This window comes from Bacillus sp. EB106-02-03-XG38 (assembly GCF_058792175.1).
This window is the reverse complement of sequence record NZ_JBYTED010000001.1, coordinates 1,101,017-1,127,525: the sequence shown is the minus strand read 5'-3', so window position 1 is coordinate 1,127,525 and position 26,509 is coordinate 1,101,017. Positions and strand designations below refer to the sequence as shown.

The 26,509-nt window shown below is 34.7% G+C and carries 20 protein-coding genes, 1 pseudogene and 1 other annotated feature; of the genes and pseudogenes, 15 read left to right on the top strand and 6 right to left on the bottom strand.

The window, feature by feature from the left end; translation table 11 throughout:
* Positions 1 to 28: 28 nt before the first annotated feature.
* Positions 29 to 244, bottom strand: coding sequence for a helix-turn-helix domain-containing protein (locus AC3WTI_RS05815; protein WP_000974615.1), 216 nt, complete (start codon positions 242 to 244; stop codon positions 29 to 31).
* Between the two features lie 10 nt (positions 245 to 254).
* Positions 255 to 737, bottom strand: coding sequence for a DUF2975 domain-containing protein (locus AC3WTI_RS05810; protein ID WP_087955896.1), 483 nt, complete (start codon positions 735 to 737; stop codon positions 255 to 257).
* A 297-nt stretch (positions 738 to 1,034) separates the two neighbouring features.
* Between AC3WTI_RS05810 and AC3WTI_RS05805 the strand changes: the two genes are divergently transcribed.
* The 4 genes from AC3WTI_RS05805 to AC3WTI_RS05790 all read left to right on the top strand — a co-directional run bounded on the left by AC3WTI_RS05805 (position 1,035) and on the right by AC3WTI_RS05790 (position 8,096).
* Positions 1,035 to 2,696 carry an alkaline phosphatase gene (locus AC3WTI_RS05805; protein WP_097841266.1) on the top strand — a complete coding sequence of 554 codons (1,662 nt, stop codon included), beginning with the start codon at positions 1,035 to 1,037 and terminating at the stop codon, positions 2,694 to 2,696.
* 254 nt (positions 2,697 to 2,950) lie between these two features.
* Positions 2,951 to 5,326, top strand: coding sequence for an immune inhibitor A domain-containing protein (locus AC3WTI_RS05800; RefSeq protein WP_097841267.1), 2,376 nt, complete (start codon positions 2,951 to 2,953; stop codon positions 5,324 to 5,326).
* A 279-nt stretch (positions 5,327 to 5,605) separates the two neighbouring features.
* The gene (desA, locus tag AC3WTI_RS05795) at positions 5,606 to 6,637 is read left to right on the top strand and encodes a Delta(5) desaturase DesA (protein ID WP_142286482.1); all 1,032 of its coding nucleotides are present in this window, start codon (positions 5,606 to 5,608) and stop codon (positions 6,635 to 6,637) included.
* Positions 6,638 to 6,908: 271 nt separating this feature from the next.
* A complete protein-coding gene (locus tag AC3WTI_RS05790; protein WP_097841268.1) occupies positions 6,909 to 8,096 on the top strand; it encodes an RtcB family protein in 1,188 nt (395 codons plus the stop codon).
* Between the two features lie 194 nt (positions 8,097 to 8,290).
* On the opposite strand, the gene AC3WTI_RS05785 is transcribed toward AC3WTI_RS05790, so the two are convergent.
* Positions 8,291 to 8,638 carry a VOC family protein gene (locus AC3WTI_RS05785; protein WP_097841269.1) on the bottom strand — a complete coding sequence of 116 codons (348 nt, stop codon included), beginning with the start codon at positions 8,636 to 8,638 and terminating at the stop codon, positions 8,291 to 8,293.
* 310 nt (positions 8,639 to 8,948) lie between these two features.
* Complete coding sequence (locus AC3WTI_RS05780) at positions 8,949 to 10,373, bottom strand: amino acid permease (RefSeq protein WP_097841270.1); 1,425 nt, start codon at positions 10,371 to 10,373, stop codon at positions 8,949 to 8,951.
* Between the two features lie 268 nt (positions 10,374 to 10,641).
* Here AC3WTI_RS05780 and AC3WTI_RS05775 point away from each other — a divergent pair, with 268 nt between their 5' ends.
* Both AC3WTI_RS05775 and AC3WTI_RS05770 read left to right on the top strand, forming a co-directional pair.
* On the top strand, positions 10,642 to 11,391 hold the full coding sequence (locus tag AC3WTI_RS05775; protein ID WP_087955908.1) for an IclR family transcriptional regulator: 750 nt from the start codon (positions 10,642 to 10,644) through the stop codon (positions 11,389 to 11,391).
* A 51-nt stretch (positions 11,392 to 11,442) separates the two neighbouring features.
* Positions 11,443 to 13,107 (top strand): M20/M25/M40 family metallo-hydrolase, encoded by a 1,665-nt coding sequence (locus AC3WTI_RS05770; protein WP_142305870.1) that lies wholly within the window; start codon positions 11,443 to 11,445, stop codon positions 13,105 to 13,107.
* A 191-nt stretch (positions 13,108 to 13,298) separates the two neighbouring features.
* Here AC3WTI_RS05770 and proC read toward each other — a convergent pair whose 3' ends face one another.
* Positions 13,299 to 14,117, bottom strand: coding sequence for a pyrroline-5-carboxylate reductase (gene proC / locus AC3WTI_RS05765; RefSeq protein WP_087955910.1), 819 nt, complete (start codon positions 14,115 to 14,117; stop codon positions 13,299 to 13,301).
* 330 nt (positions 14,118 to 14,447) lie between these two features.
* Positions 14,448 to 14,658: a binding site (T-box leader), on the top strand.
* Positions 14,659 to 14,803: 145 nt separating this feature from the next.
* On the opposite strand from proC, the gene proB reads away from it, so the two are divergent.
* The 6 genes and pseudogenes from proB to AC3WTI_RS05735 form a co-directional block, all read left to right on the top strand.
* A complete protein-coding gene (gene proB / locus AC3WTI_RS05760) occupies positions 14,804 to 15,907 on the top strand; it encodes a glutamate 5-kinase (RefSeq protein WP_087955911.1) in 1,104 nt (367 codons plus the stop codon).
* A gap of 31 nt (positions 15,908 to 15,938) precedes the next feature.
* Positions 15,939 to 17,186, top strand: coding sequence for a glutamate-5-semialdehyde dehydrogenase (locus AC3WTI_RS05755; protein WP_087955912.1), 1,248 nt, complete (start codon positions 15,939 to 15,941; stop codon positions 17,184 to 17,186).
* Between the two features lie 499 nt (positions 17,187 to 17,685).
* Entirely contained in the window at positions 17,686 to 19,185 is a 1,500-nt protein-coding gene (locus tag AC3WTI_RS05750; protein WP_087955913.1) for a spore germination protein, read from the top strand.
* A 21-nt stretch (positions 19,186 to 19,206) separates the two neighbouring features.
* Entirely contained in the window at positions 19,207 to 20,289 is a 1,083-nt protein-coding gene (locus tag AC3WTI_RS05745) for a GerAB/ArcD/ProY family transporter (protein WP_087955914.1), read from the top strand.
* Between the two features lie 2 nt (positions 20,290 to 20,291).
* The gene (locus AC3WTI_RS05740) at positions 20,292 to 21,371 is read left to right on the top strand and encodes a Ger(x)C family spore germination protein (protein ID WP_087955915.1); all 1,080 of its coding nucleotides are present in this window, start codon (positions 20,292 to 20,294) and stop codon (positions 21,369 to 21,371) included.
* Positions 21,372 to 21,669: 298 nt separating this feature from the next.
* Positions 21,670 to 21,945, top strand: a pseudogene (locus AC3WTI_RS05735) (hypothetical protein); the annotation flags it as partial.
* Between the two features lie 434 nt (positions 21,946 to 22,379).
* On the opposite strand, the gene AC3WTI_RS05730 reads toward AC3WTI_RS05735, so the two are convergent.
* Entirely contained in the window at positions 22,380 to 23,573 is a 1,194-nt protein-coding gene (locus AC3WTI_RS05730; RefSeq protein ID WP_087955916.1) for a NupC/NupG family nucleoside CNT transporter, read from the bottom strand.
* A 164-nt stretch (positions 23,574 to 23,737) separates the two neighbouring features.
* On the opposite strand from AC3WTI_RS05730, the gene AC3WTI_RS05725 reads away from it, so the two are divergent.
* The 3 genes from AC3WTI_RS05725 to hmoA all read left to right on the top strand — a co-directional run bounded on the left by AC3WTI_RS05725 (position 23,738) and on the right by hmoA (position 26,474).
* A complete protein-coding gene (locus tag AC3WTI_RS05725) occupies positions 23,738 to 24,781 on the top strand; it encodes an ArsR/SmtB family transcription factor (protein ID WP_087955917.1) in 1,044 nt (347 codons plus the stop codon).
* A gap of 56 nt (positions 24,782 to 24,837) precedes the next feature.
* The gene (locus AC3WTI_RS05720) at positions 24,838 to 26,052 is read left to right on the top strand and encodes an MFS transporter (RefSeq protein ID WP_087955918.1); all 1,215 of its coding nucleotides are present in this window, start codon (positions 24,838 to 24,840) and stop codon (positions 26,050 to 26,052) included.
* A 95-nt stretch (positions 26,053 to 26,147) separates the two neighbouring features.
* Complete coding sequence (gene hmoA, locus AC3WTI_RS05715; protein ID WP_000469503.1) at positions 26,148 to 26,474, top strand: heme-degrading monooxygenase HmoA; 327 nt, start codon at positions 26,148 to 26,150, stop codon at positions 26,472 to 26,474.
* Positions 26,475 to 26,509: the final 35 nt, after the last annotated feature.

Genomic DNA, 26,509 nt, shown 5'->3' with positions numbered 1-26,509 from the left:
AGAGTCCTTCTCGTATGAAGGACTCTTTTTATTCGGTATCTTCAGGTTGATATTCTAAAATATCACCTGGTTGGCATTCTAACGCTTTACAAATAGCATCTAAAGTTGTAATTCTAATTGCTTTTGCTTTTCCATTTTTTAAAATAGAAAGGTTAGCCATTGTAATTCCAACCTTCTCTGACAGTTCAGTTACACTCATTTTTCGTTTCGCTAACATTACATCAATATTAATTATTATTGCCATGTTATTCACCTCAGACCGTTAAATCATTTTCTGATTTTATATCTATCGCATCTTTTAAAAGTCTTTGGAGAACGGCAGCAAAGACTGCGATAACCATTGAAGCAAAGATAAGAATCATGCCAATTATAATAATACCTGGTGCATCATCTCTCTCTGCTACAAGATAGAAGAGTGGCATACCTAATACATACAATACACTAATTGTAACAGCACATTGTTTTATCTTCTTTAAAGCTCTAACAGATAATTTCGAGAAGGCGTTACCCTTGTCAATGTAGCTTACAAGTTTAAAGGCTTGATATAGAGCAAAGTAAAAAGGTATCACCGTTGCATATAGATTAATTAAAATAAGATATTTTATATATGCAATATCCGGGTACAATTCCGCTGCATAATTCCCGATATTAGGAATTAAAAATATACACAAAGCAAAAACAGGAATCCCCATAAGGATAATAGCTGTCTTTAAAAAGAGTGTTGATCCTTGTTTCATATAAAGCACCTCATTTTTAAATTATCTTTTTAATTTAACATGAAATTTATCGTTTAACAATAAATTCTTATTTATTTTAATCGAATTTTTATTGATAAATAAATTTTAGAGAAGAGAATGACAAGACGTTTTTATAAAAAAGGTGTGGTCTCTAGTTTTTGAACATAAAAAGGTATGATATGTAATGTCCGTTGTTTTACTAATAAAAGAAAGTGAAGGTAACAATTGTTAGCTTCATAAAAATTGGGGACTAATAAAACATATATAAATGAATGTAAAATATACGGAGGAATTACAATGTCGAATTTGGGTTTACTGATGAAAAAGTTACTGTTAGTAGGAACAATCACACTAAGTATGCTATGTACGGAAAGCATGACGAATGATCATACGGTGGAAGCAAAAGTGAAAAAAGTAGAACGGCAACCGAAAAATGTAATTATAATGGTTATGGACGGAACGAGTTCTTCAGCAACTACGTTGACTCGCTTGTATAAAGGTAAACCACTGGCATTAGATGAAATGGTAACAGGAGGAGTTCGTACATATTCAGCGGAATCAGCTATAACAGACTCAGCCCCAGCAGCTACAGCACTTGCGACGGGGAATAAATCGAATTCAGGATATGTAGGTGTATTACCTTCTATTGTAAGTTCGCCTGGTGTAAAACCAATCAAAGAAGAGGACAAGTTACGGCCAGTTGCCAATGTTTTAGAAGGTGCAAAACGTACTGGTCGCGCAACTGGAATTGTTGCTACAGCTGAAATTCAGCATGCTACTCCGGCCGGATTCTCTGCGCATCATGTAAACCGCAAGCGTTTTGACGTAATTGCAGAGCAACAAGTGTTTCAACATATAGATGTCGTATTAGGCGGAGGAAAACAGGCACTGCTACCTTTAAAAAGAAAAGATGGTGAAGATTTAGTAAAGGTGATTCAAAACAAAGGATACGACTTTGTTGAAACGAAAAATGCATTATTGAACTCAAAATCTAATAAGATTTGGGGCTCTTTTTCACATCGTGCTTTAGCGTTTGATATGGATCGTGAGGCAACAAATCCGGAGCAACCGACACTTTCTCAAATGACGGAAAAAGCAATTCAAACATTATCAAAAGATAAAGATGGTTTCTTTTTATTTGTGGAAGGAAGTAAACCAGATTGGGCAGCTCATGTGAATGATCCAATTGGGATGATTAGCGATGTATTAGCATTTGATGGAGCGGTAGCAAAAGCATTACAATTTGCAAAAAATGATGGGAATACACTTCTCATTGCTTTAACTGACCATGGTAATAGTGGTATTTCTATTGGGAATATGAATACGACAAAAGGTTACAATACTACGCCAATTTCTACATATATTGATCCATTAAAAAAAGCGAAAATGACACTTGAAGGGACTACAAATAAACTGAAGTCGGATTTATCAAATGTAGAAGATATAGCTAAATTATACGGTTTAGACAACTTAACTTATGATGAAAAAGAAAGAGTAAAAGAAGCTAAAAAGAAATCGGATGTAGGTCCAATATTTACTACATTATTGGCCAATCGTGCAAACATAGGCTTTACAACAGGTGGCCATACAGGTGAGGATGTATTTTTATATTCTTTCGGTCCTAAAAAGCCATACGGTTTGATTCAAAACACAGACATTGCGAAGACGATGGCGAAAGCAATGGGTTTTAACTTAGAAGAAGTAACAAGCCATTTATTTGTAGAGAGTGAATCAGCTTTTAAACAAAACGGTGCAACAGTCACTATAGATAATACTACTGTAGCAAACCCAGTGCTCATAGTAAAACGTAATAATGTAAAGGCTCAATTATTTGTAAATAAAAATATAATTCGTATTAAGAATAAAGATTATGAATTAAGCAGTATTATTGTAGAAAGCAATGGTAAATTCTATGTGCCAGAAGAAGCAATCCGGATATTTATAAAGCATTCTCGTTAAAAAAAGCCAATTCCTTAGATAGTACTTAGGGATTGGCTTTTTTGTGGATGAGATTCCTATTGGAGAAAAGAGGAAATAGAATCAAAACTTTTAGAATAGATTTCCTCTAAATTTACCTATTTTATCTTTTTCACACTACAAAAAATATTTCTCAACATTTTACCTTTTAAAAAGATTGAATATTCGTATTATAACGAATATTATGTTGCTATCGGCAAAAAACGATAATTTGCAGACACTGGGGAGGAAATACATTGAAAAAGAAATTAAAGCCTTTTACGGTATTAACAACTGCGGCAGTGCTAAGTAGTACGTTTGCTTTTGGAAGTCATGCAGCGGCTGATACGCCACCATCTCTACCAATTGATGAGCATTTAATACCTGAGGAGCGTTTGGCAGAAGCGCTGAAGCAACGGGGAGTAATTGATCAATCTGCATCACAAGCTGAGACATCAAAGGCTGTCGAAAATTATGTTGAGAAAAAGAAAGGGGAAAACCCTGGAAAAGAAATTATGACAGGAGATAATCTTACACAAGAAGCTTCAGATTTTATGAAAAAAGTAAAAGATGCAAAAATGAAGGAGAATGAACAGGCGCAGCAGCCAGAAGTAGGAACAGTTGCTGGACAAGATGTAGGGTTGCATTCTAGAAAATTAAATGGGAAAGTACCTACTATACCAGCGAAGCAAGCTGAGTACAATGGAGCTGTCCGAAAAGATAAAGTACTTGTTTTACTCGTAGAATTTAGCGATTTTAAGCATAATAATATTGATCAAGAACCGGGTTACATGTATTCAAAGGACTTTAATCGTGAACATTATCAAAAAATGTTATTTGGTGATGAGCCATTTACGTTATTTGATGGTTCGAAAATTAATACATTTAAACAGTATTATGAAGAACAATCTGGCGGAAGCTACACAGTTGATGGAACTGTGACGGAATGGCTTACTGTTCCAGGAAAAGCGTCAGATTATGGTGCGGATGCGGGAACGGGTCATGATAACAAGGGTCCTTTAGGTCCACGCGATTTTGTGAAAGAAGCCTTAAAAGCGGCGGTAGCAAAAGGTATCAATTTAGCAGACTATGACCAATTTGATCAATACGATCAAGATGGTGATGGAAATAAAAACGAGCCAGATGGAATTATTGACCACTTAATGGTAGTACATGCTGGCGTAGGGCAAGAAGCTGGCGGCGGTAAATTAAAAGATGATGCGATTTGGTCTCATCGTTCGAAACTAGGATCGAAGCCTTATGCGATTGATGGTACAAAATCTAATGTATCAAACTGGGGCGGAAAGATGGCTGCATATGATTATACAATCGAGCCTGAAGACGGAGCAGTTGGTGTGTTTGCACATGAGTATGGTCATGATTTAGGCTTACCAGATGAATATGATACAAAGTATTCTGGACAAGGTGAACCTGTTGAATCATGGTCTCTTATGAGTGGCGGTAGCTGGGCTGGAAAAATTGCAGGAACAGAGCCAACAAGTTTCTCACCGCAAAATAAAGAGTTTTTCCAAAAGAATATGAAGGGGAACTGGGCTAATATCCTAGAAGTAGATTATGATAAACTTCGTACAGGAATTGGTGCTGCAACATATTTAGATCAAAGTGTCACAAAATCAAAACGTCCAGGAATCGTTCGTGTTAACTTGCCAGACAAAGATATTAAAAATATTGAATCAGCATTTGGTAAGAAGTTTTATTACAGTACGAAAGGAAATGACATTCATACAACACTTGAAACACCAGTATTTGACTTAACGAATGCAACGGATGCTAAGTTTGATTATAAGGCATTTTATGAACTGGAAGCGAAGTATGATTTCCTTGATGTAAATGCAATTGCAGAAGATGGAACGAAGACGCGAATTGATAGAATGGGCGAAAAAGATGTAAAAGCCGGAATAGATACAACGGATGGTAAGTGGGTTGATAAATCATATGATTTAAGCCAATTTAAAGGAAAGAAAGTAAAATTGCAATTTGAGTATGTAACAGATATTGCAGTAGCATATAAAGGATTTGCGTTAGACAATGCAGCATTAACTGTAGATGGAAAAGTTGTTTTCTCTGATGATGCAGAAGGCCAGCCAGCAATGACGCTAAAAGGATTTACTGTGTCAAATGGTTTTGAACAGAAAAAACATAACTACTATATCGAGTGGCGAAATTACGCGGGTTCTGACACAGCGTTACAACATGCACGTGGTCCAGTATTTAACACAGGAATGGTTGTATGGTATGCGGATCAAAGCTTTACAGATAACTGGGTAGGTGTTCATCCAGGTGAAGGATTCCTTGGAGTAGTAGATTCTCATCCAGAGGCAATCGTAGGGACATTAAACGGACAACCAACTGTGAAGAGCAGTACGCGTTATCAAATTGCCGATGCGGCATTTTCATTTGATCAAACGCCAGCATGGAAAGTAAATTCACCGACTCGCGGTATTTTTGACTATAAAGGCTTACCAGGCGTTGCAAAATTTGATGACTCTAAGCAGTACATCAATAACGTAATTCCGGATGCTGGACGTAAGTTGCCGAAACTAGGATTGAAGTTTGAAGTAGTAGGTCAAGCGGAAGACAAATCTGCAGGTGCAGTTTGGATCCATCGCTAAAATAAAATGAAGAGGAGTTGTCATAAGTCGGTGAAACCTGACTTGTGACAGCTCTTTTCTTTTTTATACATTTATTGGAATAATAGATGTCTCTTTTATAAATGAAATGCTCCATCAGTCCAATTATAGAAGCTTTTTTGCCGTAAGTAATTTGTAAGTAATGAGTAAGAAAAAAGAGATTTTTATAATATATAATATTTATTACATCTACTTTTAACACCTGATACTAATAGTATGCTATAATGTGAATTAGCAACAAAAAGGAAAGGAATTAGAAAAATGACATTAGAAAATACTAAAAATTTAAAAAAACAAGTTGCTCCATATGAAAAATCAACGATTAAAAAAAGTGTGTGGCAACTTATTAACACAGTCGTGCCATTTATTATTTTATGGTACCTTGCTTATAAAAGTTTGTCTGTTTCTTATTTGTTAGCATTAGTTCCATCTCTGTTAGCTGCTGGTTTTATGACACGAATTTTCATAATTTTTCATGATTGTACCCATTATTCATTCTTTAAAAGTCGACCTGCCAATAGAATAGTAGGGACATGTATGGGTGTGTTAACGTTATTCCCATTTGATCAATGGGGACATGAGCATGCTATTCATCACGCCACAAGTGGTAATTTGGATAAGCGAGGTACAGGAGATATTTGGACGCTTACAGTGGATGAATATGTAGCTGCGCCATTTAGACTTCGTTTAGCATATCGTTTATATCGCAATCCATTCGTTATGTTTGGATTAGGGCCGATTTATGTTTTCTTGCTTAAAAATAGATTTAACCGAAAAGGTGCTAGACGGAAAGAACGTATGAATACGTATTTGACGAATATTATAATCGTTGCTGTAGTAGCAATACTTTGCTGGGCAATAGGGTGGCAATCGTTTCTGTTAGTTCATGGTACGATATTCTTAATAGCAGGTTCAGTAGGGATTTGGCTGTTTTACGTACAACATACATTCGAGGATTCTTATTTTGAAGAGGATAAAGATTGGGAATACGTGAAAGCGGCAGTGGAAGGAAGTTCATTTTATAAACTTCCAAAAATCTTGCAATTCTTAACTGGTAATATTGGATTTCATCATGTTCACCATTTAAGTCCAAGAGTACCTAACTATAAACTAGAAGAGGCACACAATAATACGCTTCCGTTAAAAAATGTACCAACGATTACACTTGCTACAAGCTTGCGTTCACTTCGTTTCCGTCTTTGGGATGAGAAAAGTAACAATTTTGTTAGCTTTAAAGAAGTCAAAAATATAATTAAAAACAATGTTTCTGTCCGGGTGAAATCGGAACTATAATTTCATCGGCTATAAAACTCCCCTTAATCATTAACGATGTAAGGGGAGTTTTTGTTATACATAACGGATATCGAGGACGTGGAAAACTACGTAGGTATAAACATAAAGAGACGGTAATTATATTATGTAAATAAGAATAATCATCATAATTTTTTATTACTGTGAAGGATATCGTGCATATATAATGGAAAGCAGAAGGTGGATGAGAGTAATGATAAGAACAGAAACAACGTAATAAAGTAATTCTTTCAAAAGGAAGGAGAAATGAAAGATGATGAAATTACAAGGAAAATACAATGAAGCGAAAGTATTTACGAATAACGTTGATGAGACTGCGACTGGGCAAATTATTGATCTTTGTAACCAAGAATTCGTAAAGGATAGTCAAATTCGTATTATGCCAGATACACATGCAGGAGCAGGTTGTACGATTGGGACAACAATGACAATACAAGATAAAATTGTTCCTAATCTTGTAGGGGTAGACATTGGGTGTGGGATGGAAGTTGTTGTGATTGATAAGAAAAAAGAAGAAATTAATTTCGATTGTTTAGACGAAACAATCCGTAAATTCGTTCCAAGTGGTTTTCGTATACGAGATAAAGAACATCGATTCTCAAAAAAGATTGATTTTGATGGTGTGAGAGCTCCATTTACATTACAACGCGCTCAAAAAAGTATAGGTACTCTTGGGGGAGGAAATCATTTTGTCGAATTAAATGAAGATGAAAAAGGAAATGTATATATTGTCATTCATAGTGGTTCACGTAATTTAGGTAAGCAAATTGCAGAGTATTACCAAAACTTCGCATATGAACAACACATTGATGTTACATCAATGAAGGATGAGATTATTAAGAGATTAACTGAAGAGGGTAGAGCAAAAGAAATACAAGAAACTTTACGAGGAATTCAGGAGCCTAAGATTCGTAAAGAACTAGCTTATTTAGAAGGGCAAGGATTCAAAGATTATATGAATGACATGAATATTGCCCAAAAGTATGCTGCGTTAAATCGTAAAGCAATGATTGATGAAATTGTTACGAAAATGGACTGGAAAATTACGGATCAATTTACTACAATACATAACTATATTGACATAGAAAATATGATTCTACGAAAAGGTGCTATTTCAGCTCAGAAAGATGAACGAGTCATTATTCCAATTAACATGAGAGATGGTTCAATTATTGCATTTGGTAAAGGTAATCCAGACTGGAACTTTTCTGGTCCGCACGGGGCAGGACGTATCATGAGTCGTAAGAAGGCTAAAGAATCATTGAGTCTAGAGGAATTTCAAAATACGATGACAGAGGTGTGGACTACATCAGTGGTAGAGAGCACAATTGATGAGGCACCAATGGTATATAAGCCAATGGGGGAAATTATCGAAAATACGAAAGAAACAATAGATATAAAGCACATTATTAAGCCATTATATAATTTTAAAGCGAATTAAAAGGGTTAAATAAGCAGCTAGTAAAAACTATTTTTCGCATCGTATGTTCGCAAACAATCTAATCAAGGGAAGTAGTTTCATTTTATGGCGATGGGATACGAAAAAAAGTCGATTTCCTGTGGAGTTAAGAAATCGACTTTTTATTTTGTGAAACGAAAGCAATCATTAGCTAAATAGCAAATGATTCTAACCGTCTATTTTTCCCAAAGCTCAATTAGGCGACCTTCAGGATCTTTAATCCAAATGAACTTTCCGAATTCACTAATTTCTTCTTTCTTTTCAAGCGGTACGCCAATATGTTCAAGATGCTGAATAGTCTCATTCATATTATGTACTTGGAAATTTAACATTACTTGCTGTTCTGTTGGAAAATAATGATCATCTTCGGTAAAGAAAGAAAAAATAGTTTCATTTCCTAATTGCGGTTTAATCACAGTCCCATTCCAATTGTCTATTTCAATTTTCAAAACTTCGCTGTACCATTTCTTTAGAACATCAATATTTTTAGTTCTCCAAAATATTCCCCCAAAACCTTTTATCATCGTTGAGAACTCCCGTCTATTTTAAAGTTTTTTTGCATTATATACTCAATATATCAAAACAGTAATAGTAAGGAAAATCATTAATCTATAAACAGCAAGGAATCAAAATTACTAGAATTGTAGCATTGACTGTTAAAACGATACAGACATCATTCTTTGCATAACTTGAAATCAAAGAAAAAGAGTATAGAAATACTGACTTGTCTTCCAAAAGTAAAGGGAAATGAAGGAACGAAAGAAAAAGTGAAAAGAATAAAAGACCGCACCTGAAGTGAAAGTCATGTGCGGTCTTTTATATATAAGTATAGTATTACATAGTATCGCTAATTTTAGTTTCACTTTGAATGTTAGTAGCAATTCTTTTCTTAACTTTAAAGTGATAGTACGTGTAGCAAAAAATGATAAATGGCACAGTGCAATAGATTCCAAGTCGTTGTTCAGGGATAAAGATAAGACTGATTAATATAATGCCATACAATCCAAACCCAAGAATTGGTACAAGTGGATAAAGTGGAGTTTTAAATTTTAAGTCTTCTAATCTTCCGCCGTCTGCTAAATAATGTTTACGGAAAAAGAATTGAGAGACACAAATTGACATCCAAACAATGATTGTAATAACTCCAGAAATAGAAATTAACCATAAGTAAACTGTTTCAGCAGCTACAACGCTTGTTAAAAGAGAAAAAGCAGAAATAGCAATTGTCATAATTAAAGCGTTTAAAGGGATTCCGCGTGATGACAATTTCTTTAAAAAGGCTGGAGCCATTTCATTTTTTGATAGTGACCAGAGCATGCGAGTTGCGGCGTATAGTCCAGAGTTTGCGACAGAAAGAACAGCAGTAAGAATAACAAAGTTCATAATATCCGCTGCATATGGAATACCGATATTATCAAATACAGCAACGAACGGACTTTTTGTTAATCCAGCCTCTTCCCAAGGAATTAAAGCAACGAGAACAAAGATTGCTATGACGAAGAAAAACATCGTTCGCCATATAATGTTTCTAATAGAACGTGGTAAAGTTTTTGCTGGATCTTCACTTTCACCTGCTGCGATACCGACAAGTTCAGTACCTTGGAATGAATAATTAACTGTAACCATTGTTAAAAGGATTGCTGCAAGTCCATTTGGGAATAGGCCACCATGATTCACGAAATTGGAAAATAGCGGAGCTGGTTCATCGCCTTTTAAATCAATAAAACCGAACATAGCGGCGCCGCCAAGGATAATAAAAGCTATAATGGCAGATACTTTTATACTTGAAAACCAAAATTCTGTTTCTGCATAACTACGTGCAGATAATGCGTTAATTGTGAAGATTGTAATGCCAAATACTAGACACCATACCCAGACGGGAATATCAGGAAACCAGCGCTGCATTGTAATGCCGGCAGTTGTAAATTCAAGACCGGTCGTATTAGCCCAGCTTAACCAATATAACCATCCGATTGTAAAGCCAGTTGCAGGATTGATGAACTTAGTTGCATATTCCTGGAACGAACCTGAAACAGGCATAGCTACAGCAAGTTCACCAAGACAAAGCATAACGAAATACATTAATAATCCACCAGCCATAAAGGCAAGTACGGATCCACCAGGTCCAGCTTGACTTATAATAAAGCCAGATCCGTTAAATAACCCCGTTCCAATCACACCACCGAGTGCAATCATGAATAAGTGTCTACTTTTCATCGTACGTTTTAATTCATTGTTTGTATTGTTAACTTGCGACATTGTTTTCCTCACTTTCGTAGTTGATAGAATAAAGTTTGATGTTTTTCCGTATTGTGGAATGTATTCCGTGATGTGAAATCTTGTTATAATTTTCAGATAATTAAAAAGAAAAGTCAATATTTTTTTGTTCACGCTTACAAATTGTTAACAGTGACATGTTTTTGTTTTTTAGAAAATTAAATAAACTGATTGATTTCATTTTGAATATTTGTTAAATTGATAGGTAATTGAGTGTACTAACATATTACAAGTCAAGTTGAGGTGAGTTATGGTACAGTCCATAGATCGAGCGATAAGTATTATAAAATTATTAAATTCTAATAATGAAAAAGAGTATTGGGCTATTTCTGATATTGCGGACAGAACACATCTCCCAGTTAGTACAGTACATAGATTACTTAACTCTCTAATCGAGCATGGGTTAGTTACGCAAATTTCAGAAACGAAACAATACAAAATTGGGCCCATGTGGATGGAAATAGGATTACGTCAATTGGAGAAAGTAGACTACAGATCTGTGGCAAGAGAAGTGATGAAGCGATTAGCCTATGAAGTGGAAGAAAGTGTATATTTGAACATTCCAAATGGAACACATTCTATTATCATTGAAAGAATTGATAGCCCTTTAAAAATTCGAGTGATCGATAACTTAGGGGAGCAAATTCCACTTTCAATTGGTGCTGCAAATAAAACAATGCTTGCCAATATGAAAACGAATGAAATGGAACATATTGTAGAATATTTGCTTTCTTCTTTACCAGAACAAAAGCACATTCTTTTGGAGCAAATAAATCAAATAAAAAATGAAGGATATGCGGTAAGTTATGGTGAAAAAACTGAAGGGACAGCTTCAGTAGCTGCACCGATTATCGGATTTAATCATAAAGTAGTAGGAGCATTAAGTGTTGGGTTAATTAGTCATCGTATTAATGATGATCGACTATCTTTTCTTATTAGTAAGGTAAAACAAGCAGCTCATGAAATATCAATAAAAATCGGCAGTACATCAGAACTATAATTTTGATAACTGTCGTCATTTTTTATTCATATACTGGAATTCGTTTTCATAATGCGGAAAAATAGGGGGATTTATATGTCAAAGTGGCAATCAAAAGAACAATTGATTCAATTATTAAGCAGTCTTGTTGAAATTCCTAGTATTACAGGTACAGAAGCAGAAGTAATATTGCCAGACTTTGTTGTGGAACAATTATCTGATTTACAGTATTTCAAAGAAAACCCGCATCATTTACAAAAAAATCCGACTGGGGACGGACGATATTTTGTTACAGCTCTTGTAAAGAAAAGTGAGAGTACAAAAAACACCGTAATTCTAGTTAGTCACTTTGATGTTGTAGATGTACAAGATTACGGAGTGTGGAAAGAAGATGCATTCAATCCTAAAAAGTTAACGTCTATGTTTTATTCTCATAAAGATGAACTACCAGACCTTGTACGTGAAGATATAGAACAAGGAGATTGGCTATTTGGAAGAGGAACAATGGACATGAAATGCGGCCTCACGTTACAAATGGCAATGATTGAGCAAGCCTGTGAAGGAAGATTTGATGGAAATGTACTTTTATTAGCTGTTCCAGATGAAGAAGTAAACTCGGTGGGGATGAGGGCTGCTGTTCCAAGATTACTAGAGTTAGCAAGAGAACACGATTTAAATTATAAAACAGTCCTAAATTCAGAGCCTATGTTTGCAAGACATCCTGGTGACCAAAATAAGTATATTTACACTGGTTCTATTGGTAAAGTGTTACCTGGATTTCTTTGTTACGGAAAAGAAACACATGTAGGTGAACCATTTGCAGGCTTAAATGGGAGTTATATGGCTTCATTAATAACAGCAGAATTAGAGTTGAATACAGACCTTTGTGATATTGTAGAAGGGGAAGCGAGTCCTCCGCCAACTAACTTACTTCAACGGGACTTAAAGGAGGATTATTCTGTACAAATCCCGCATCGTGCAGTTACATTATTTAATTTGTTTTTACTAGAAAAATCAATGACAGATGTCGTGTCATTGTTACGTCAAAAAGTAACGAAAGTAGCAGAAGAAATAGAAGAGAAATATGAAAAGCAAGCATATCGTTTTTCTAAATATAATCCGTTTATACCCCCTAATATGAAAGTAAATGTATTAACGTATGAAGAGCTTATCGCTTATGCAATTGAACAACATGGGCAAGAGAAAATAGATGATATTCAATCTAGTATAATAAAAAATAGAGAAGAGAAAGATGATCGTGCGGTAACGATTGATTTAGTAGATAAACTAGCTATTTTATGTAAAGAAAAGGCGCCGATGATTGTACTTTTCTTTGCTCCACCATATTATCCAGCTGTTAGTTCACGCAACAATCCGTTAATTAAAGAAGTAGTTGCAGAAATGGAAAAGTATGCGCACTACAATCATAACACTACATTTGAAAACCAAAATTATTTTGGAGGAATTTCAGATTTGAGCTATGTGGGCTTACAGAATCCACTACATTCAATGAGTTCACTTGTAGACAATATGCCATTATGGGATAAAGGTTACTCGATTCCACTTCAGGAACTAGAAGAGTTTGACGTTCCAGTATTAAATATGGGGCCGGTAGGAAAAGATGCCCATCAATGGACAGAACGTTTAGATGTAAATTACGCATTTGAAACGCTATTAGACATGTTACCGAAATGCATTGAAAAATTATTAGTTTCTAATAAAATTCCACAATCATAGTAGGGGATAAGGAAGGGATAAAATAAAAATTTCAAAAGAAGATAGAAATAAAATTATCTCAGTATAACCAAATAAACGGACAAACTCAAGTATATATGAGTTTGTCCGTTTATCATTTAGTGAAAGCGAGAGAGTATGTAATCCACTATTTTTCAACTAAATTCATAGCAAACGTAATCTCTATTATCGTTTTATTTTTTTGTTGGACCAGACAGTTCAATAGACTTTTGTGTACAGCGCTGCATAGCTGAAATGATGGCTGTACGTAAGCCTTTTTCCTCTAATGTTGCTACAGCTTCTATCGTTGTTCCACCAGGAGAACAAACCATATCTTTCAATTCACCTGGATGTATTCCTGTTTCTAGTACCATTTTTGCAGAGCCTAACACAGCTTGAGCAGCGAATTTATATGCTTGATTTCTAGGCATACCATCTAGTACAGCAGCATCTGCCATCGCCTCTATAATCATATATACGTATGCTGGCGAAGAACCACTTACTGATGTAACAACATCCATTAATTTTTCACTTACGATCTCTGCTTGACCAAAGCTATTAAAAATGTTTAGCACATCTTCTAAATCTTTTTCTGTCACCATTTCATTAGGGCATAATGCAGACATTCCTTCTCCAACAAGAGCAGGGGTATTAGGCATTACTCGTACAACTTTTAATTTTTTATCAAAAGCTTCTTCAGTACTTTTAATGCTTTTGCCGGCAGCGATTGTTACGACGATAACATCGTTTTTGATGACTTCTTTTATTTCGTTAATGATTGATGCGTATAGGTCTGGTTTAATTGATAAAATTAAAATATCAGCATTTTTAGCTACCTCAGTATTGTCAGTAGTTGTAGTTAGTCCATATTTTTCGTTAGCATGTTTTAAATTCGTAGTGTTTAAATCCGAACAAATCACATGATTTGCAGACACTATCTTTTTGTTTAGCATCCCGCCAATGATAGCCATTCCCATATTTCCGCATCCGATGAATCCAATTTGTTTATCCATAATAATTTAATTTTGCTCCTTTTATAATAAATTATAGTATTTCGAAATTGCTATCTTAAAATAACAATAACATCTCCATGCAATATAAAGAAACATTCTAAGAGAATATATTCTTTTTTGCAACACAAAAAAATTATATTAGACATTATGCAAATAAATACAATGTAAATTAAGGTTTCCTGTTTAAGAATCTGAGTTAAGTTTAAATCGATTTGTATTTTCATTCAGTAGGGTAATATTTTCATACAAGTTCCATGCCGCGCTATTTATTTTTAAAAATACCTCTTGACACCAAATCAAACTATATCGCATAATATAAAAAAATTAAACCGAAAATCGTTGAAGGGAAATAGTACATATGTCTTCTTGCGAAAGAGAGTGGAATTCATCGGCTGAAAGATTCCTCGTATAGAATATATCGAACCTATCCCTGAGTCTTAAATGAAAGTTTAGGCGTTCGCCTGCGTTATAGGCGCCAAGTGGATATCTATGTATATCAATTAAGGTGGTACCGCGGAACAATGACCGTTTCGTCCTTTTTATTTTATTAAGGGCGAAGCGGTCATTTTTATTTTGCTCTTTAATAGGCTAGGTGAAGCATTGGTGAGGATAGTAGTCGCTGCAAGCCGAATGATTAAAAGTGTAATTTATAAAAAACTTTGATTTTAGACTTGGGGGATACAAAAGTGAAAAAACAACGAATTGTTGTAAAGATTGGGAGTAGTTCCTTGGCAGATAGTCACGGGGGCATTTCTAAAGAACAACTTTCAGATCACGTTGCCGCATTGGTTCGACTGAAAGAGGAAGGGCATGAAGTTTTGTTAATTACATCTGGGGCCGTCGCTGCAGGTTATTCAGCTTTAGGGTATCCTAGTAGACCTGTGACAATTAAAGGAAAACAGGCTGCTGCGGCTGTCGGACAAAGTTTGTTAATGCAGGCGTATACGGAGGAGTTTCGTAAATATGGCATCGTTACTGCGCAACTATTGCTGACGAGAAGTGATTTTTCTAGAAAAGAACAATATAGTAACGCTTACGCTACTTTAGGAGAATTATTAAACCGTTCTGCACTTCCAATCATTAATGAAAATGATTCCATCTCTTTAGAGGAGCTAACATTCGGTGATAACGATATGCTATCAGCTTTAGTAAGCGGACTTGTTTCGGCAAATATGCTTATGATTTTTACGGATGTGAACGGTTTATATGACAAAAATCCTCAGAAAAATGCGGATGCGAAAAAATATTATTTCCTTCCTGAAGTTACGGAAGAAATTGCTTCTCTTGCAGGAGATGCTGGTTCCAAACTTGGGACTGGCGGTATGAAATCAAAAATTGATGCTGCGAAGACGGCACTTTCTCTTGGTGTGAGTGTATTTATCGGAACAGGGCGTGGACAAGAGAAATTTGTAGATGTTTTGAAGGGCAAAGGTGATGGAACATATGTTGGAAATGCTCCTCAAAAAGAAATGAGGATGAACAAGCAATGGATTGCCTTGCATTCGCTCGTTAGCGGACAAATTGAAGTAGATGCTGGAGCAGCTTCAGCTATCATTCAGCATGGCAAAAGTCTTCTTCCTGCAGGCGTTACAAATGTGTCAGGATTTTTCAAAGTTGGCGATGTCGTAGAAGTAGTGACAAAGCAAGGGCGCATAATTGGAAAAGGGCAATGCACCTATAGCGTAGAGGAATTAAGAGAGATAAAAGGTATGCAAAGTCGAGAAATTCAAGCAAGAGGCGATAGGCATAATTATGAAGTCATTCACAGAGATTATTGGGTTTCACTTTAAGAATAGTGATGTTAAAAAGGAGGAAATAAAAATGAATGAAGTGTTGGCAAAGGGGAAAAGGGCGAAAGAAGTTGCTATGGATCTTGTGCTTAAATCTACAAGTCAAAAAAACGAAGCACTTGCTGCAATTGCTGAAAGGCTAATAGTAGAAACAGCTTATATTTTAGAGGAAAACAAACGAGATATCGAAGAAGGTAAGGCAAAAGGATTTACTGATTCACTCCTTGATCGTCTAATGTTGAATGAACAGCGTATTATTGATATGGCAGAGGGAATTAAGCAATTAATTGAATTACGTGATCCTGTTGGAGAATGTGTAAGCAAATGGGAGCGACCAAATGGACTATTTATTCAGGAGATGCGTGTACCACTTGGTGTTGTTGGTATGATTTATGAGGCAAGGCCAAATGTAACAGTAGATGCTGCTACAATTTGTTTAAAGACAGGAAACGCAGTTATATTACGTGGTAGTTCTTCTGCTATCCATTCTAACAAAGCTATTGTTGCTGTTATTCACCGAGCGCTCAAAGAAACAAGCTTGCCTCCAGAAAGTGTACAGCTCATAGAAGACACAACACGGGATAGCGCAAAGCAGTTATTTACAATGAATGATTACCTAGACGTTCTTATTCCAAGAGGCGGTAAACAATTAATTGATACTGTAGTGAGAGAAGCGTCTGTTCCAGTACTTGAAACGGGTGCGGGAAATTGTCATATTTTCATTGATGAAACAGCGAATAAACAAATGGCAATTGATATTAGTATAAATGCAAAAACGCAGCGGCCATCTGTATGTAATGCCATTGAAACGATTATACTTCATGAGAAGTGGGCACAGCAATTTGGTAGCGAGTTGTTTTCAACTTTGAAGAAAAAAGGTGTGGAGCTACGCGGTAATCAGAGAGCATTGGCAATTGATTCTTCAATTGTACTTGCTTCAGAAGAAGATTGGGAAACAGAATTTTTATCACTCACGCTAGCAGTCAAAGTAGTTTCTTCAATAGAAGAAGCGATTTATCACATAAATACGTATGGTTCTATGCATTCTGAAGCGATTATTTCAGAAAACGAGGAAAACGTCAGCAAATTCTTCACAGCTGTAGATGCGGCTGCACTATATCATAATGCATCAACTCGATTTACTGATGGATCTGAATTCGGATTTGGCGCTGAAATTGGCATCAGTACACAAAAGTTACACGTAAGGGGACCAATGGGACTACCTGCATTAACTTCTACTAAATACGTGATTCGTGGAAATGGACAAATTCGAAAATAATAGACACTCAATTCGTTTTAAAAACACATTATATATATGAGTAAGGATAGTAAGGAACGATCTTCCTACTGTCCTTTTTTTATGCATAATTTTAGAGTAGTAATAAAAAGTAGTTTAAGGATCTTACCTAAAAAATGAATGCTTAGCTTAGTAAAAGGTCGTGGATGAAGAAAACAAAAAATTTTAAAAAAGACAATGCCATTTTACATGGTAAATTTTCAAAATTGAAGACGTAGTAAAGGGGGATCGGCACATGTCCATCAAGCTAAAATTTTGAAGTACCCCCAAAATGAAAATTTCCTTTTCTACAGTTAGTTATTTTGAGAAATGAGCTCATTTTTTGTACGATACATTTTTTAACTAATTTTGGTTAAGTTATTTTCAAAGAAGTTATTGCTAATTCAGTGGATATATTTATATATCACAATGCCTAATTTTCAAAACGGAAATTTTTTAAAAACTATATGTAACTTCTTTCTGAAAGGAAGGGTATTATCAATTGAAACCATATGAAAAAATACCTGTTCACTCTATAAAATCTTTGCAGGAATTAATGCAATTGCTAAAAAAATCTAAAGATTTTATAACATTGGAGATCGCTTCAAACAATGCCTCTTTAGTCATTTCATATTTTAGGACATTAATCGATATAAATATATTTCATGAAGAGGTTTTAACTTATATAAAAGAGAAGAGCTTCGATTCGTTACAAGATATTCAGTCTATCTTACCCTTTGAGAATTCAAAAATAACAAATCAAATGGAAGATATTCAGGATAGTATTTTAAATGGCTATATACTGATTCAGTTCGATACAGATAAATTAAATTGTTTGTTAGTAAATGTGTCAAAGAAAGAAAAAAGGGATATTACAAAAGCTGAAATTGAATACAATATTGTGGGTCCACAAATCGCATTTGTCGAAGATTTAGATGTAAATTTAAATTTAGTACGTAGAAAGCTTCCAACACCTTATTTACAAATGAAGGAATTGAAAGTAGGCTCTCTCTCTAACACAACTGTTGCAATTGTATTTATTGAGGGAATTGTAAATGATCAAAATCTACAAGAAATTATAAAACGGGTAAGTCAAATAAAAACAGACCATGTTTTGGATAGTACTTATTTGATTCAATTAATTGCAGACAACCCGAATTCTATATTCCCTCAATTTTTGAATACAGAGCGTCCGGACCGTGTGGCAGCTGTATTAGCAGAAGGGAAAATTGCACTTTTTGTAGATGGCTCGCCTTATGCTATCACTCTTCCAACAACATTAATTGACTTTTTTTCTACGACAGAAGATTACACTATGCCTTGGATTATTTCCTCCTTTTTTCGACTGTTAAGGCTTTTTGCTTTTATTTTTTCTGTCTTAACAACTCCATTATATGTTGCAGTCTTAACATATCATTACGAGCTAATTCCGAGAGAACTTCTTGAAACTTTAATCATATCAAGAAGTAAAGTACCTTTTCCTCCAGTCATTGAAGCACTTTTTTTAGAAATAACGATCGAATTACTGAGAGAAGCAGGGGCACGTTTACCAACTAAAGTGGGTCTAACTGTCGGTATCGTAGGTGGTATTGTAATTGGACAGGCATCGGTAGAGGCAAGTCTTACAAGTAATGTACTTATTATCATTGTTGCACTTTCAGCCCTTAGCTCATTTACAGCACCAATATATCGAATTGGTAATACAATTCGAGTGATTCGTTTTCCTTTTATAATATCTGCACACTTGTTGGGCTTATTAGGAATTGTTTTAACAAGTTCTTTACTTTTAGCACGCCTATTACGTACAGAATCATTAAGACGTCCTTATTTGTTCCCTTTTTATCCTACACGCCCTACAGATTGGAAAGACAGTGTTATACGTATGCCAATCTCAGCGATGTTTCGACGTCCTATTTTTTCAAGGTCTAAACAGCGTTTTCGCTTTAATCCAGAAGAGGTAGAGAAAAATAAAATCAAATCACGAAATGATTTTGATGATTGAATTTAACAGGGAGGAGCCATTATGAAACAGATCCCAATTGAGTACCAAGTCTCTCCATATATGGTGTTTTTTTTAATTATTACTATACAGATGGGGGTTGGTATGCTTGGTTTTGAAAGGATTAGTGCAAAATTAGTTGGAAATGATGCGTGGATTAGTACGCTACTTTTTGGAATATCTGTTAATCTTATGATTTGGATCATATATCAGATTTTAAATCAGGGTAATGGAGACATCATTGCAATCAATCAAGACGTACTTGGAAAATGGATTGGTGGATTGTTCAACTTCATTTTTTTATCCTATATTGTATTGTTAGGTGCAACAACACTACATACTTATATCGAAGTAGTACATGTTTGGATGTTTCCTTCCATTTCATCTTGGGTTATAGCTGGGGCTTTTTTAGGCTTATGTTATTATATTGTGACTGGAGGATTTCGTGTAGTTGCCGGAATCGGCTTCTTTGGAATCGTTATCCCAAGCATTCTAATCTTTACATTTTTTTATCCTTTGCAGTATGCAGATTTTCGAAATTTATTTCCAATTGCGCAGCATTCATTCCTAGAAATTATGAAAGGAATGAAAGGAAATATGTTTAGTTTTTTTGGATTTGAAATGTTATTGTTGTACTACCCATTTATTAAAAAGGCAAGAACGTCTCAAAAATATGCGCACTATGCAAATTTAGTAACGACTATCGTCTACACATACCTTATGATTTTAACTCTTGCGTTTTTTAGTGAAAAACAACTAGCGAGCGCGATATGGGCATATTTAAGCATGATTAAAATTATACAATTTCCCTTTATAGAGCGGTTTGAATACATTATTGTTTCTGTTTGGGCTTTTTTTATATTACCCAATGTTTCCTTTACATTATGGGGAGTAAGTCGTGGTATAAAAGAGGCACTGGGAATAAAGCAAAAATATGTTTTGCCAGTTATCATCGTATTCATCTTTGTTTTATCATTTTTCTTGAATAACCGTAATAAAATTAACTTATTAAATACTTGGACAGGTCAAATTGGCTTTGTATATATATATGTATACCTACCTGTACTGTGGCTAATTCAAACCGCCAAAATAAAGTTAAGGAGATAAACATGAAGCGATGGATACTTTTCCTTATAGTAAGTGTCTTCTTAATAGGTTGTGCTAAAACGAAAATTGTGGATGACATTGACTTAGTTCAAGTTGCGGCATATGATACTGAAGCAGAAGGTAAGTTAAAAGGAACCTTTGCGATTTCAGCTTATAAAGGAGGCGGGGAAGGTGAAACGAAAATCTATTCAGCATCAGGCCAGACTGGTAGAGAAGTTCTTGCAAGAGCATCCGAAAAATCTTCTGGACCTCTAGAGTTGGGGCAATTGCGTGTTATTATTTTTAATGAAAAAATAATTGAAAAGGGAATGCAGGAAATTTTAGAGACTTTGAACCGAAATCCTAGTGTAGGAAATGCAATTTATTTAGCAATTACAAATGTAAAAGGGGAATCACTATTAAAGGGGAACTATTCTAAAGAAAAAGAAATTGCTTCCTATTTATCCTCTTTACTGGAGCAAAATATGGACAATGGAACGCAACCAAAAACAAATTTTTTTATGTTTTTAAATCAACTTAATGATGATGCGAGAGATTCATATTTACCGATGATAACTAAAAAAGGTAACGTGTTGGAGTTAAATGGAATAGCACTCTTTAAAAGATGTAAAATGGTTGATAAAGTGAAACCTAAAGATTTATTTGTATTTAAATTGTTAACAGATAATTTTAAACAAGGCACATACCAATTCAAACTACCTGGTTCTTCAAATACTTATGCCACGATAGAGAATATAAAGGCTAGAACAAAATATAAGATGAAGGGTAATAGCAAACGTCCATTCGTAAACGCTCATATTCAAGTTAAAGCTGAAATTCAAGAATTTACAAAAACAAAAAATCTAGATAATCCTAGAGAAATAAAAAAATTAGAAAAAATTATGGAAAAAGAAATAGAAAAAAAAGCAACTACATTAATAAAGAGATTTATTAAAAAAGGCACAGATCCTATAGGACTTAGAAAACTTGGTAGAACTCACGTAAGAAAATGGAACAGTCAAGAATGGGAAGAATCCTATAAACATTTACGTTATCGTGTAACAGCTGATGTAAGGGTAACCCAATCTGGTGTTACAGAATAAGTAAATCAAATAAGACATGGAAAGTTTAAATAAATATGGACTCACAGGAGATTAGGGAGAAGAGAAACTATTAACAAGGCATCTCATAAACATTAAGATGCTTTGTTATAGTTTTTTTATATGTATATGGCTGTATCTGTGGTAAGAATCATAAGTTTCTTGGAACGGCAAGTTTATGGTTCTATTTGTATATAGTACAATTGTGCTTCCGGGATTTGAAGAATATTTTTAATGTCGCCTTTAAATAAAATCGTGGCTTTTAAGGATAGTATCAGTTTGCCATCAATTTAAGAAATTCATTGTTTCTCAAAATGAAAAAAGAAAGCTACTAACAGAAGAAAATGAACTAGATTATGGAAATATGTTAGTGTATATTCGCTGTTCAAATGTTCCTGAAAGGCAATCAGAAGAACTATTATTGGAGATTTTAGACCACCTTCATGAATCTCAAAAAGAAGGGGAAAATGCTTATGATGTACTTGGGGAGGATCTTCCAGCGTATTGTGACGAGTTAATTTTCGCTTTACCACAACAACCAATGTTTGGAAAATTTTCAACAATTGTCTTTTTGGTTATATAACTTGTCTCTTTTGTTTAATGAGGAATCATGTATATTCCATACATATTCAATTAACATAAGGCGTCGTTAGCGATAGAGAGGAAAAAGAAGGAACCCTACTTTCACAAGAGAATCTCCTTTTCCGTTCTATGGAGCTATGCATTTTTTTACATTCTTATTATGTCTCGTTTTTAGGTTGCTCGTTTGTTACTGAATTAGTCGAAAAACTGTATAAAATGTTGCATGCTCTAAGCTTGATTTTTTTCAAAATACTGGCGGAACCCTGTAGAGTAGTATTCAATTTTTTTGATGAATATAGAGCGACCTAAATAAAAGGAGCCTCTATCAAAAGTTACTTAGTAATTTTTGATAGAGGCTTTTAATTATATTACTTAATTTTAGTTATATATCTTTAACAAATAGTAAGTATCTTTTATTTTAAAGAGTATTTACCATACAAATAGGCCAACGAGCATAGCGCTTAATAAGGAAACAGCCATTCCGCTAACAAGAAGCTTCCAAACATTTTTACCGATTATGGCTGATTTTTCTCCGCCAAATAATGAATTGTACGTTCCGTAAATCATACCTACCGTACTAAAGTTAGCAAAAGAAGCTAAAAATGTTGTTGCAACCGCAATCGTATGTGGTTGTAACGACTTTAGATTCGATTTTAAATCCATCATTGCAACAAATTCATTTGTAGTTATTTTAATCCCCATTAATTCAGCTACATACATAGCATCGCTGCCCGATAAACCGAGTAAAAAAGCAAAGGGACTAAATATAATAGAGAAGATTTTTTGAATTGTTAAACCTGTTACAAAAAAGCTTAAAATCCCGTTTAAACAGGCAGTTAATGCTACGTAACCAATTACCATAGCTAAAATAACGATAACCATATTCATCCCGACTAACATACTGTTTGAAATAGTTGAAAAGAAATCTTTTTTCTCATGTTTTGAAGGTGTATATACGACATCATCTTCTTTCGTAACTTCCACAGGATTTAATACATTGGCTAAAATTAATGCATTAATACAGTTTAAAGGGATTGCGCTGAAAATATATGTAGCTGGTACCATCGATAAATAAGCGCCAAGAATGGATCCGCTGACACTACTCATACTCATAATTCCAAAAGTTAATAAACGATTTTCTTTTAAAACTGATAGTTGATCGCGAACAACAGCAAGTGCTTCGGTGTTTCCTAAAAACATCATTTGAATCGAAAAGAAACTTTCTAACTTTGGTAAACGAGAAATCTTTGAAATAACTGCACCTACTTTATCAATAATCCAAGTTAAGATTCCAAAATAAGAAAGAATATCAAAGAACGTGATAACGAAAATGATTGGAAGTAATGCGCTAAAGAAGAAATCAACGGTTTGGTTTTCCATAGCAGAAGGAAATGCAAACCGAATCCCTTCATTCGCACATGCTAGTAGCCAACTGAAAAATGATGCAATTTTATTAATGATAATACTGCCGAGCTTCGTGCCTAACATAAACCACGTAATAAAGAGTTCCAATATGATGAGAATAACGATTGGTCTCCATTTTATTTGTTTTTTATTAGGCGAACATAGGAAAACGATTAATATGACAACGAAAATTCCTAACATATTTAATATAAAATACATGTCAACAACTCCTTGAAAGTTATTATTTGTATATAAAAAAGCTCCTATTCTTCTTAATTTAGAATGAATGTATTTCAACTCATATTTTATGAATTCTAAAAATGTAGAAGGATAAATTCGATAAAAATAGAATTCAATTTATAGCAAACAAGGAGGGAATAAATATGGAGGTCTATCACATAACGAGTAGAAAGAGGGAAACTTATAACGTTCAAGTAAAATATTCGATACTTTTCGAATGTGCACTTGGCATTGCAGCAATTACCCATAAAAGGTTACTTGATACTCTTGAAAAGAGTCAAAATGAATGGGAAGAAATTAAGGAAGCATTAACAGAAGAAATGAGAGAGCACTTACAGTTTGTAGAAGAAAATAATACGTGGAAAGCGTTGCTTCAGTTATTGTATAAGGAAGAGTTTCAGGACTTATCACAGTTTCGTGCTAAAATCGATTCGCTTTCAGAAGAAGATTTGAAATATATATGTTTACCGTTTTTAGGCGAGAAGCATGAAAAGACAAGACGTTTAGCAGCAAGTGGAGACGTAACTGCAATATATGAACTAATGGAACTGACACATGATCATCAGTTTTTCTCCGCGTATATTCGTTTTATATGTGATGTTCATGTACAAGTGCTAAAATCACATCTAATTGCTGTTATGACAGGGTGGTATGAGTGTGTTATTCAGAAAGAGGAAGAGCAAATACTACTTATATTAAAACGAGATTATGAAGCAAAAAATGAAATGAATAAAAAGATGAAATCAGAAGAGTTTGTCGAGTGGGCGACCGGCGGCGTGAACTATATGCCAGAACCAAGTGTTCATAACGTACTTCTTATCCCGCAAATGACATACAGACCGTGGAATATTGAGGCGGATATTGAAGATACGAAAGTATTTCATTATCCAGTTGCAAACGAAAGTATCCATCCTGAAGATCTATATGAACCGAATTATTTTTTAGTTCAAAAACATAAGGCACTTGGGGATGAAGCGAGATTACGCATTGTAAAAATGTTGTTCGAAAAAGAACGGACTTTGCAGGAAATTACAGAAAGACTGCAACTCGGTAAGTCGACTGTACACCATCATTTGAAATTGTTGCGTGCAGCGAAATTAGTTGGTATACATGACGGGAAATATGTATTAAGAAAGAAAGCGGTACAGTTGCTAGCGAAAGAATTGGATGCGTTTTTAAATAGATAATATCCAACTAGAATGCACATAAAGGGAGGAATTTAATAGAAAAGTTGGTGGGCTATATGAAGAGTGTATTGAAAAATCGTTCATTCTTTTTTATGTGGATTGGTAGCGCGATTTCAGAATTGGGCGGGAGCCTCGGAACGTTATGTAATTCGATTCTTGTTTACGAATTAACAGGATCAAAAACTGCGTTAAGTAGTATGTGGTTACTATATTTTATCCCGTCACTCATTTTGCAACTTATAAGCGGTCCATTTATTGATAAATGGAGCCGGAAGTGGATTATGATTTTTTCGCAATGGGTGCGCGCGTCTGTATTTTTATTACCTTTGGCGATGCTAGTTACAGGTAATATAGAAGTTTGGCACATTTATGTTGTTCAAATTGTAGTGGGACTTATTACACCGCTTTATACACCTGCAAGTCAATCAATTACACCGAGTATTGTAAGCAAAGAACAACTTCAAGACGCAAATGCATATATTGATGGAATGACTCGTCTTATGATGTTTCTTGCGCCTGTATTAGGCGGGGGAGTCATTCATTTAATTGGAACAGAACTTACATTATCTTTCGTATGTATGTGTCTATTTGTTAGTGGCACTTTCTTACTTTATATAAAAGAAAAGAGAACTACAACAGATATAAGAAAAACGTGGCTAGAACAATTTATTCATGGTTTTACATACTTTTTCACAAAACCAGTTATCGTTTGGCTCGGTCTATTTCTTACTTTAGTGCAATTTGGAGTTGGGGTAACGATGGTTATAAATCTTCCTTATATAAAAGACGAGTTGTCCGCAGGCTATGCGGAGTTTGGTTATTTTATGGCCGGTTTCCCGCTTGGTTATGTAGTTGGATCTATACTAGTTGGCAAAGTAACATATAAAAGCCGGCGTATGCTTATGCTTGGAGGATTGTTTTTAGGAGGACTCACTTACATTTCTCTAGGATTCAATCATAGTATAGTAATTGCGGTGTTCATTGAAGTAGTTGCCGGTATTTGCATTGCCTTTTTTAATGTTCATAACACAACAATATGCCAACAAACAGTACCAAACAATATGATAGGGCAAGTATTTTCAGTGCGATTATTTTTCATACGATCCGCTATGCCGTTAGGGGTGTTATTAGGAGGCATACTGAGTGAAATGTGGGGAGTGAGAGCACTATACTTGATCATCGGTGCGATTATATGTGTTACTTCTTTAATAGGAATATTACTTCCGTATTTCAAATTTTTAGATCAAGTGATAGAAGAGAAATCAGCCTAAATCAAAAATTAAAACTTTATAATTGAAAATAATTATCATAATCAACTATAATAGAAGAATACTAGTAATCGTATTATAAAGAGGGAGTGGGATATATGTTTATTGAAACGAAAACATTTACAGTAAAAGAAGGTACATCAAATATAGTTGTAGAACGTTTCACTGGAGAAGGTATTATTGAAAAATTTGAAGGTTTCATTGATTTAAGTGTTCTTGTGAAAAAAGTAAGACGCGGCGATGAAGAAGTTGTCGTTATGATTCGCTGGGAATCTGAAGAAGCATGGAAAAATTGGGAAACAAGTGAAGAACATTTAGCAGGACATAGAGCGAGTCGTGGCAAACCAAAACCAGATCATATCATTAACGTTGATCACGCAGTTTATTATGTGAAATCATCGAAAGCTGCTTATCAACAGTCGTAATATATAGTTAAAGTTAGAGGATATTTGTTTATTAA

Excerpts from the sequence above, each read along its gene's own strand:
- AC3WTI_RS05815 (WP_000974615.1), bottom strand. The coding sequence starts at position 244 with ATGGCAATAATAATTAATATTGATGTAATGTTAGCGAAACGAAAAATG.
- AC3WTI_RS05810 (WP_087955896.1), bottom strand. The coding sequence starts at position 737 with ATGAAACAAGGATCAACACTCTTTTTAAAGACAGCTATTATCCTTATG.
- AC3WTI_RS05805 (WP_097841266.1), top strand. The coding sequence starts at position 1,035 with ATGTCGAATTTGGGTTTACTGATGAAAAAGTTACTGTTAGTAGGAACA.
- desA (WP_142286482.1), top strand. The coding sequence starts at position 5,606 with ATGACATTAGAAAATACTAAAAATTTAAAAAAACAAGTTGCTCCATAT.
- AC3WTI_RS05790 (WP_097841268.1), top strand. The coding sequence starts at position 6,909 with ATGATGAAATTACAAGGAAAATACAATGAAGCGAAAGTATTTACGAAT.
- AC3WTI_RS05785 (WP_097841269.1), bottom strand. The coding sequence starts at position 8,638 with ATGATAAAAGGTTTTGGGGGAATATTTTGGAGAACTAAAAATATTGAT.
- AC3WTI_RS05780 (WP_097841270.1), bottom strand. The coding sequence starts at position 10,373 with ATGTCGCAAGTTAACAATACAAACAATGAATTAAAACGTACGATGAAA.
- AC3WTI_RS05775 (WP_087955908.1), top strand. The coding sequence starts at position 10,642 with ATGGTACAGTCCATAGATCGAGCGATAAGTATTATAAAATTATTAAAT.
- AC3WTI_RS05770 (WP_142305870.1), top strand. The coding sequence starts at position 11,443 with ATGCGGAAAAATAGGGGGATTTATATGTCAAAGTGGCAATCAAAAGAA.
- proC (WP_087955910.1), bottom strand. The coding sequence starts at position 14,117 with ATGGATAAACAAATTGGATTCATCGGATGCGGAAATATGGGAATGGCT.
- AC3WTI_RS05755 (WP_087955912.1), top strand. The coding sequence starts at position 15,939 with ATGAATGAAGTGTTGGCAAAGGGGAAAAGGGCGAAAGAAGTTGCTATG.
- AC3WTI_RS05745 (WP_087955914.1), top strand. The coding sequence starts at position 19,207 with ATGAAACAGATCCCAATTGAGTACCAAGTCTCTCCATATATGGTGTTT.
- AC3WTI_RS05740 (WP_087955915.1), top strand. The coding sequence starts at position 20,292 with ATGAAGCGATGGATACTTTTCCTTATAGTAAGTGTCTTCTTAATAGGT.
- AC3WTI_RS05730 (WP_087955916.1), bottom strand. The coding sequence starts at position 23,573 with ATGTATTTTATATTAAATATGTTAGGAATTTTCGTTGTCATATTAATC.
- AC3WTI_RS05725 (WP_087955917.1), top strand. The coding sequence starts at position 23,738 with ATGGAGGTCTATCACATAACGAGTAGAAAGAGGGAAACTTATAACGTT.
- AC3WTI_RS05720 (WP_087955918.1), top strand. The coding sequence starts at position 24,838 with ATGAAGAGTGTATTGAAAAATCGTTCATTCTTTTTTATGTGGATTGGT.
- hmoA (WP_000469503.1), top strand. The coding sequence starts at position 26,148 with ATGTTTATTGAAACGAAAACATTTACAGTAAAAGAAGGTACATCAAAT.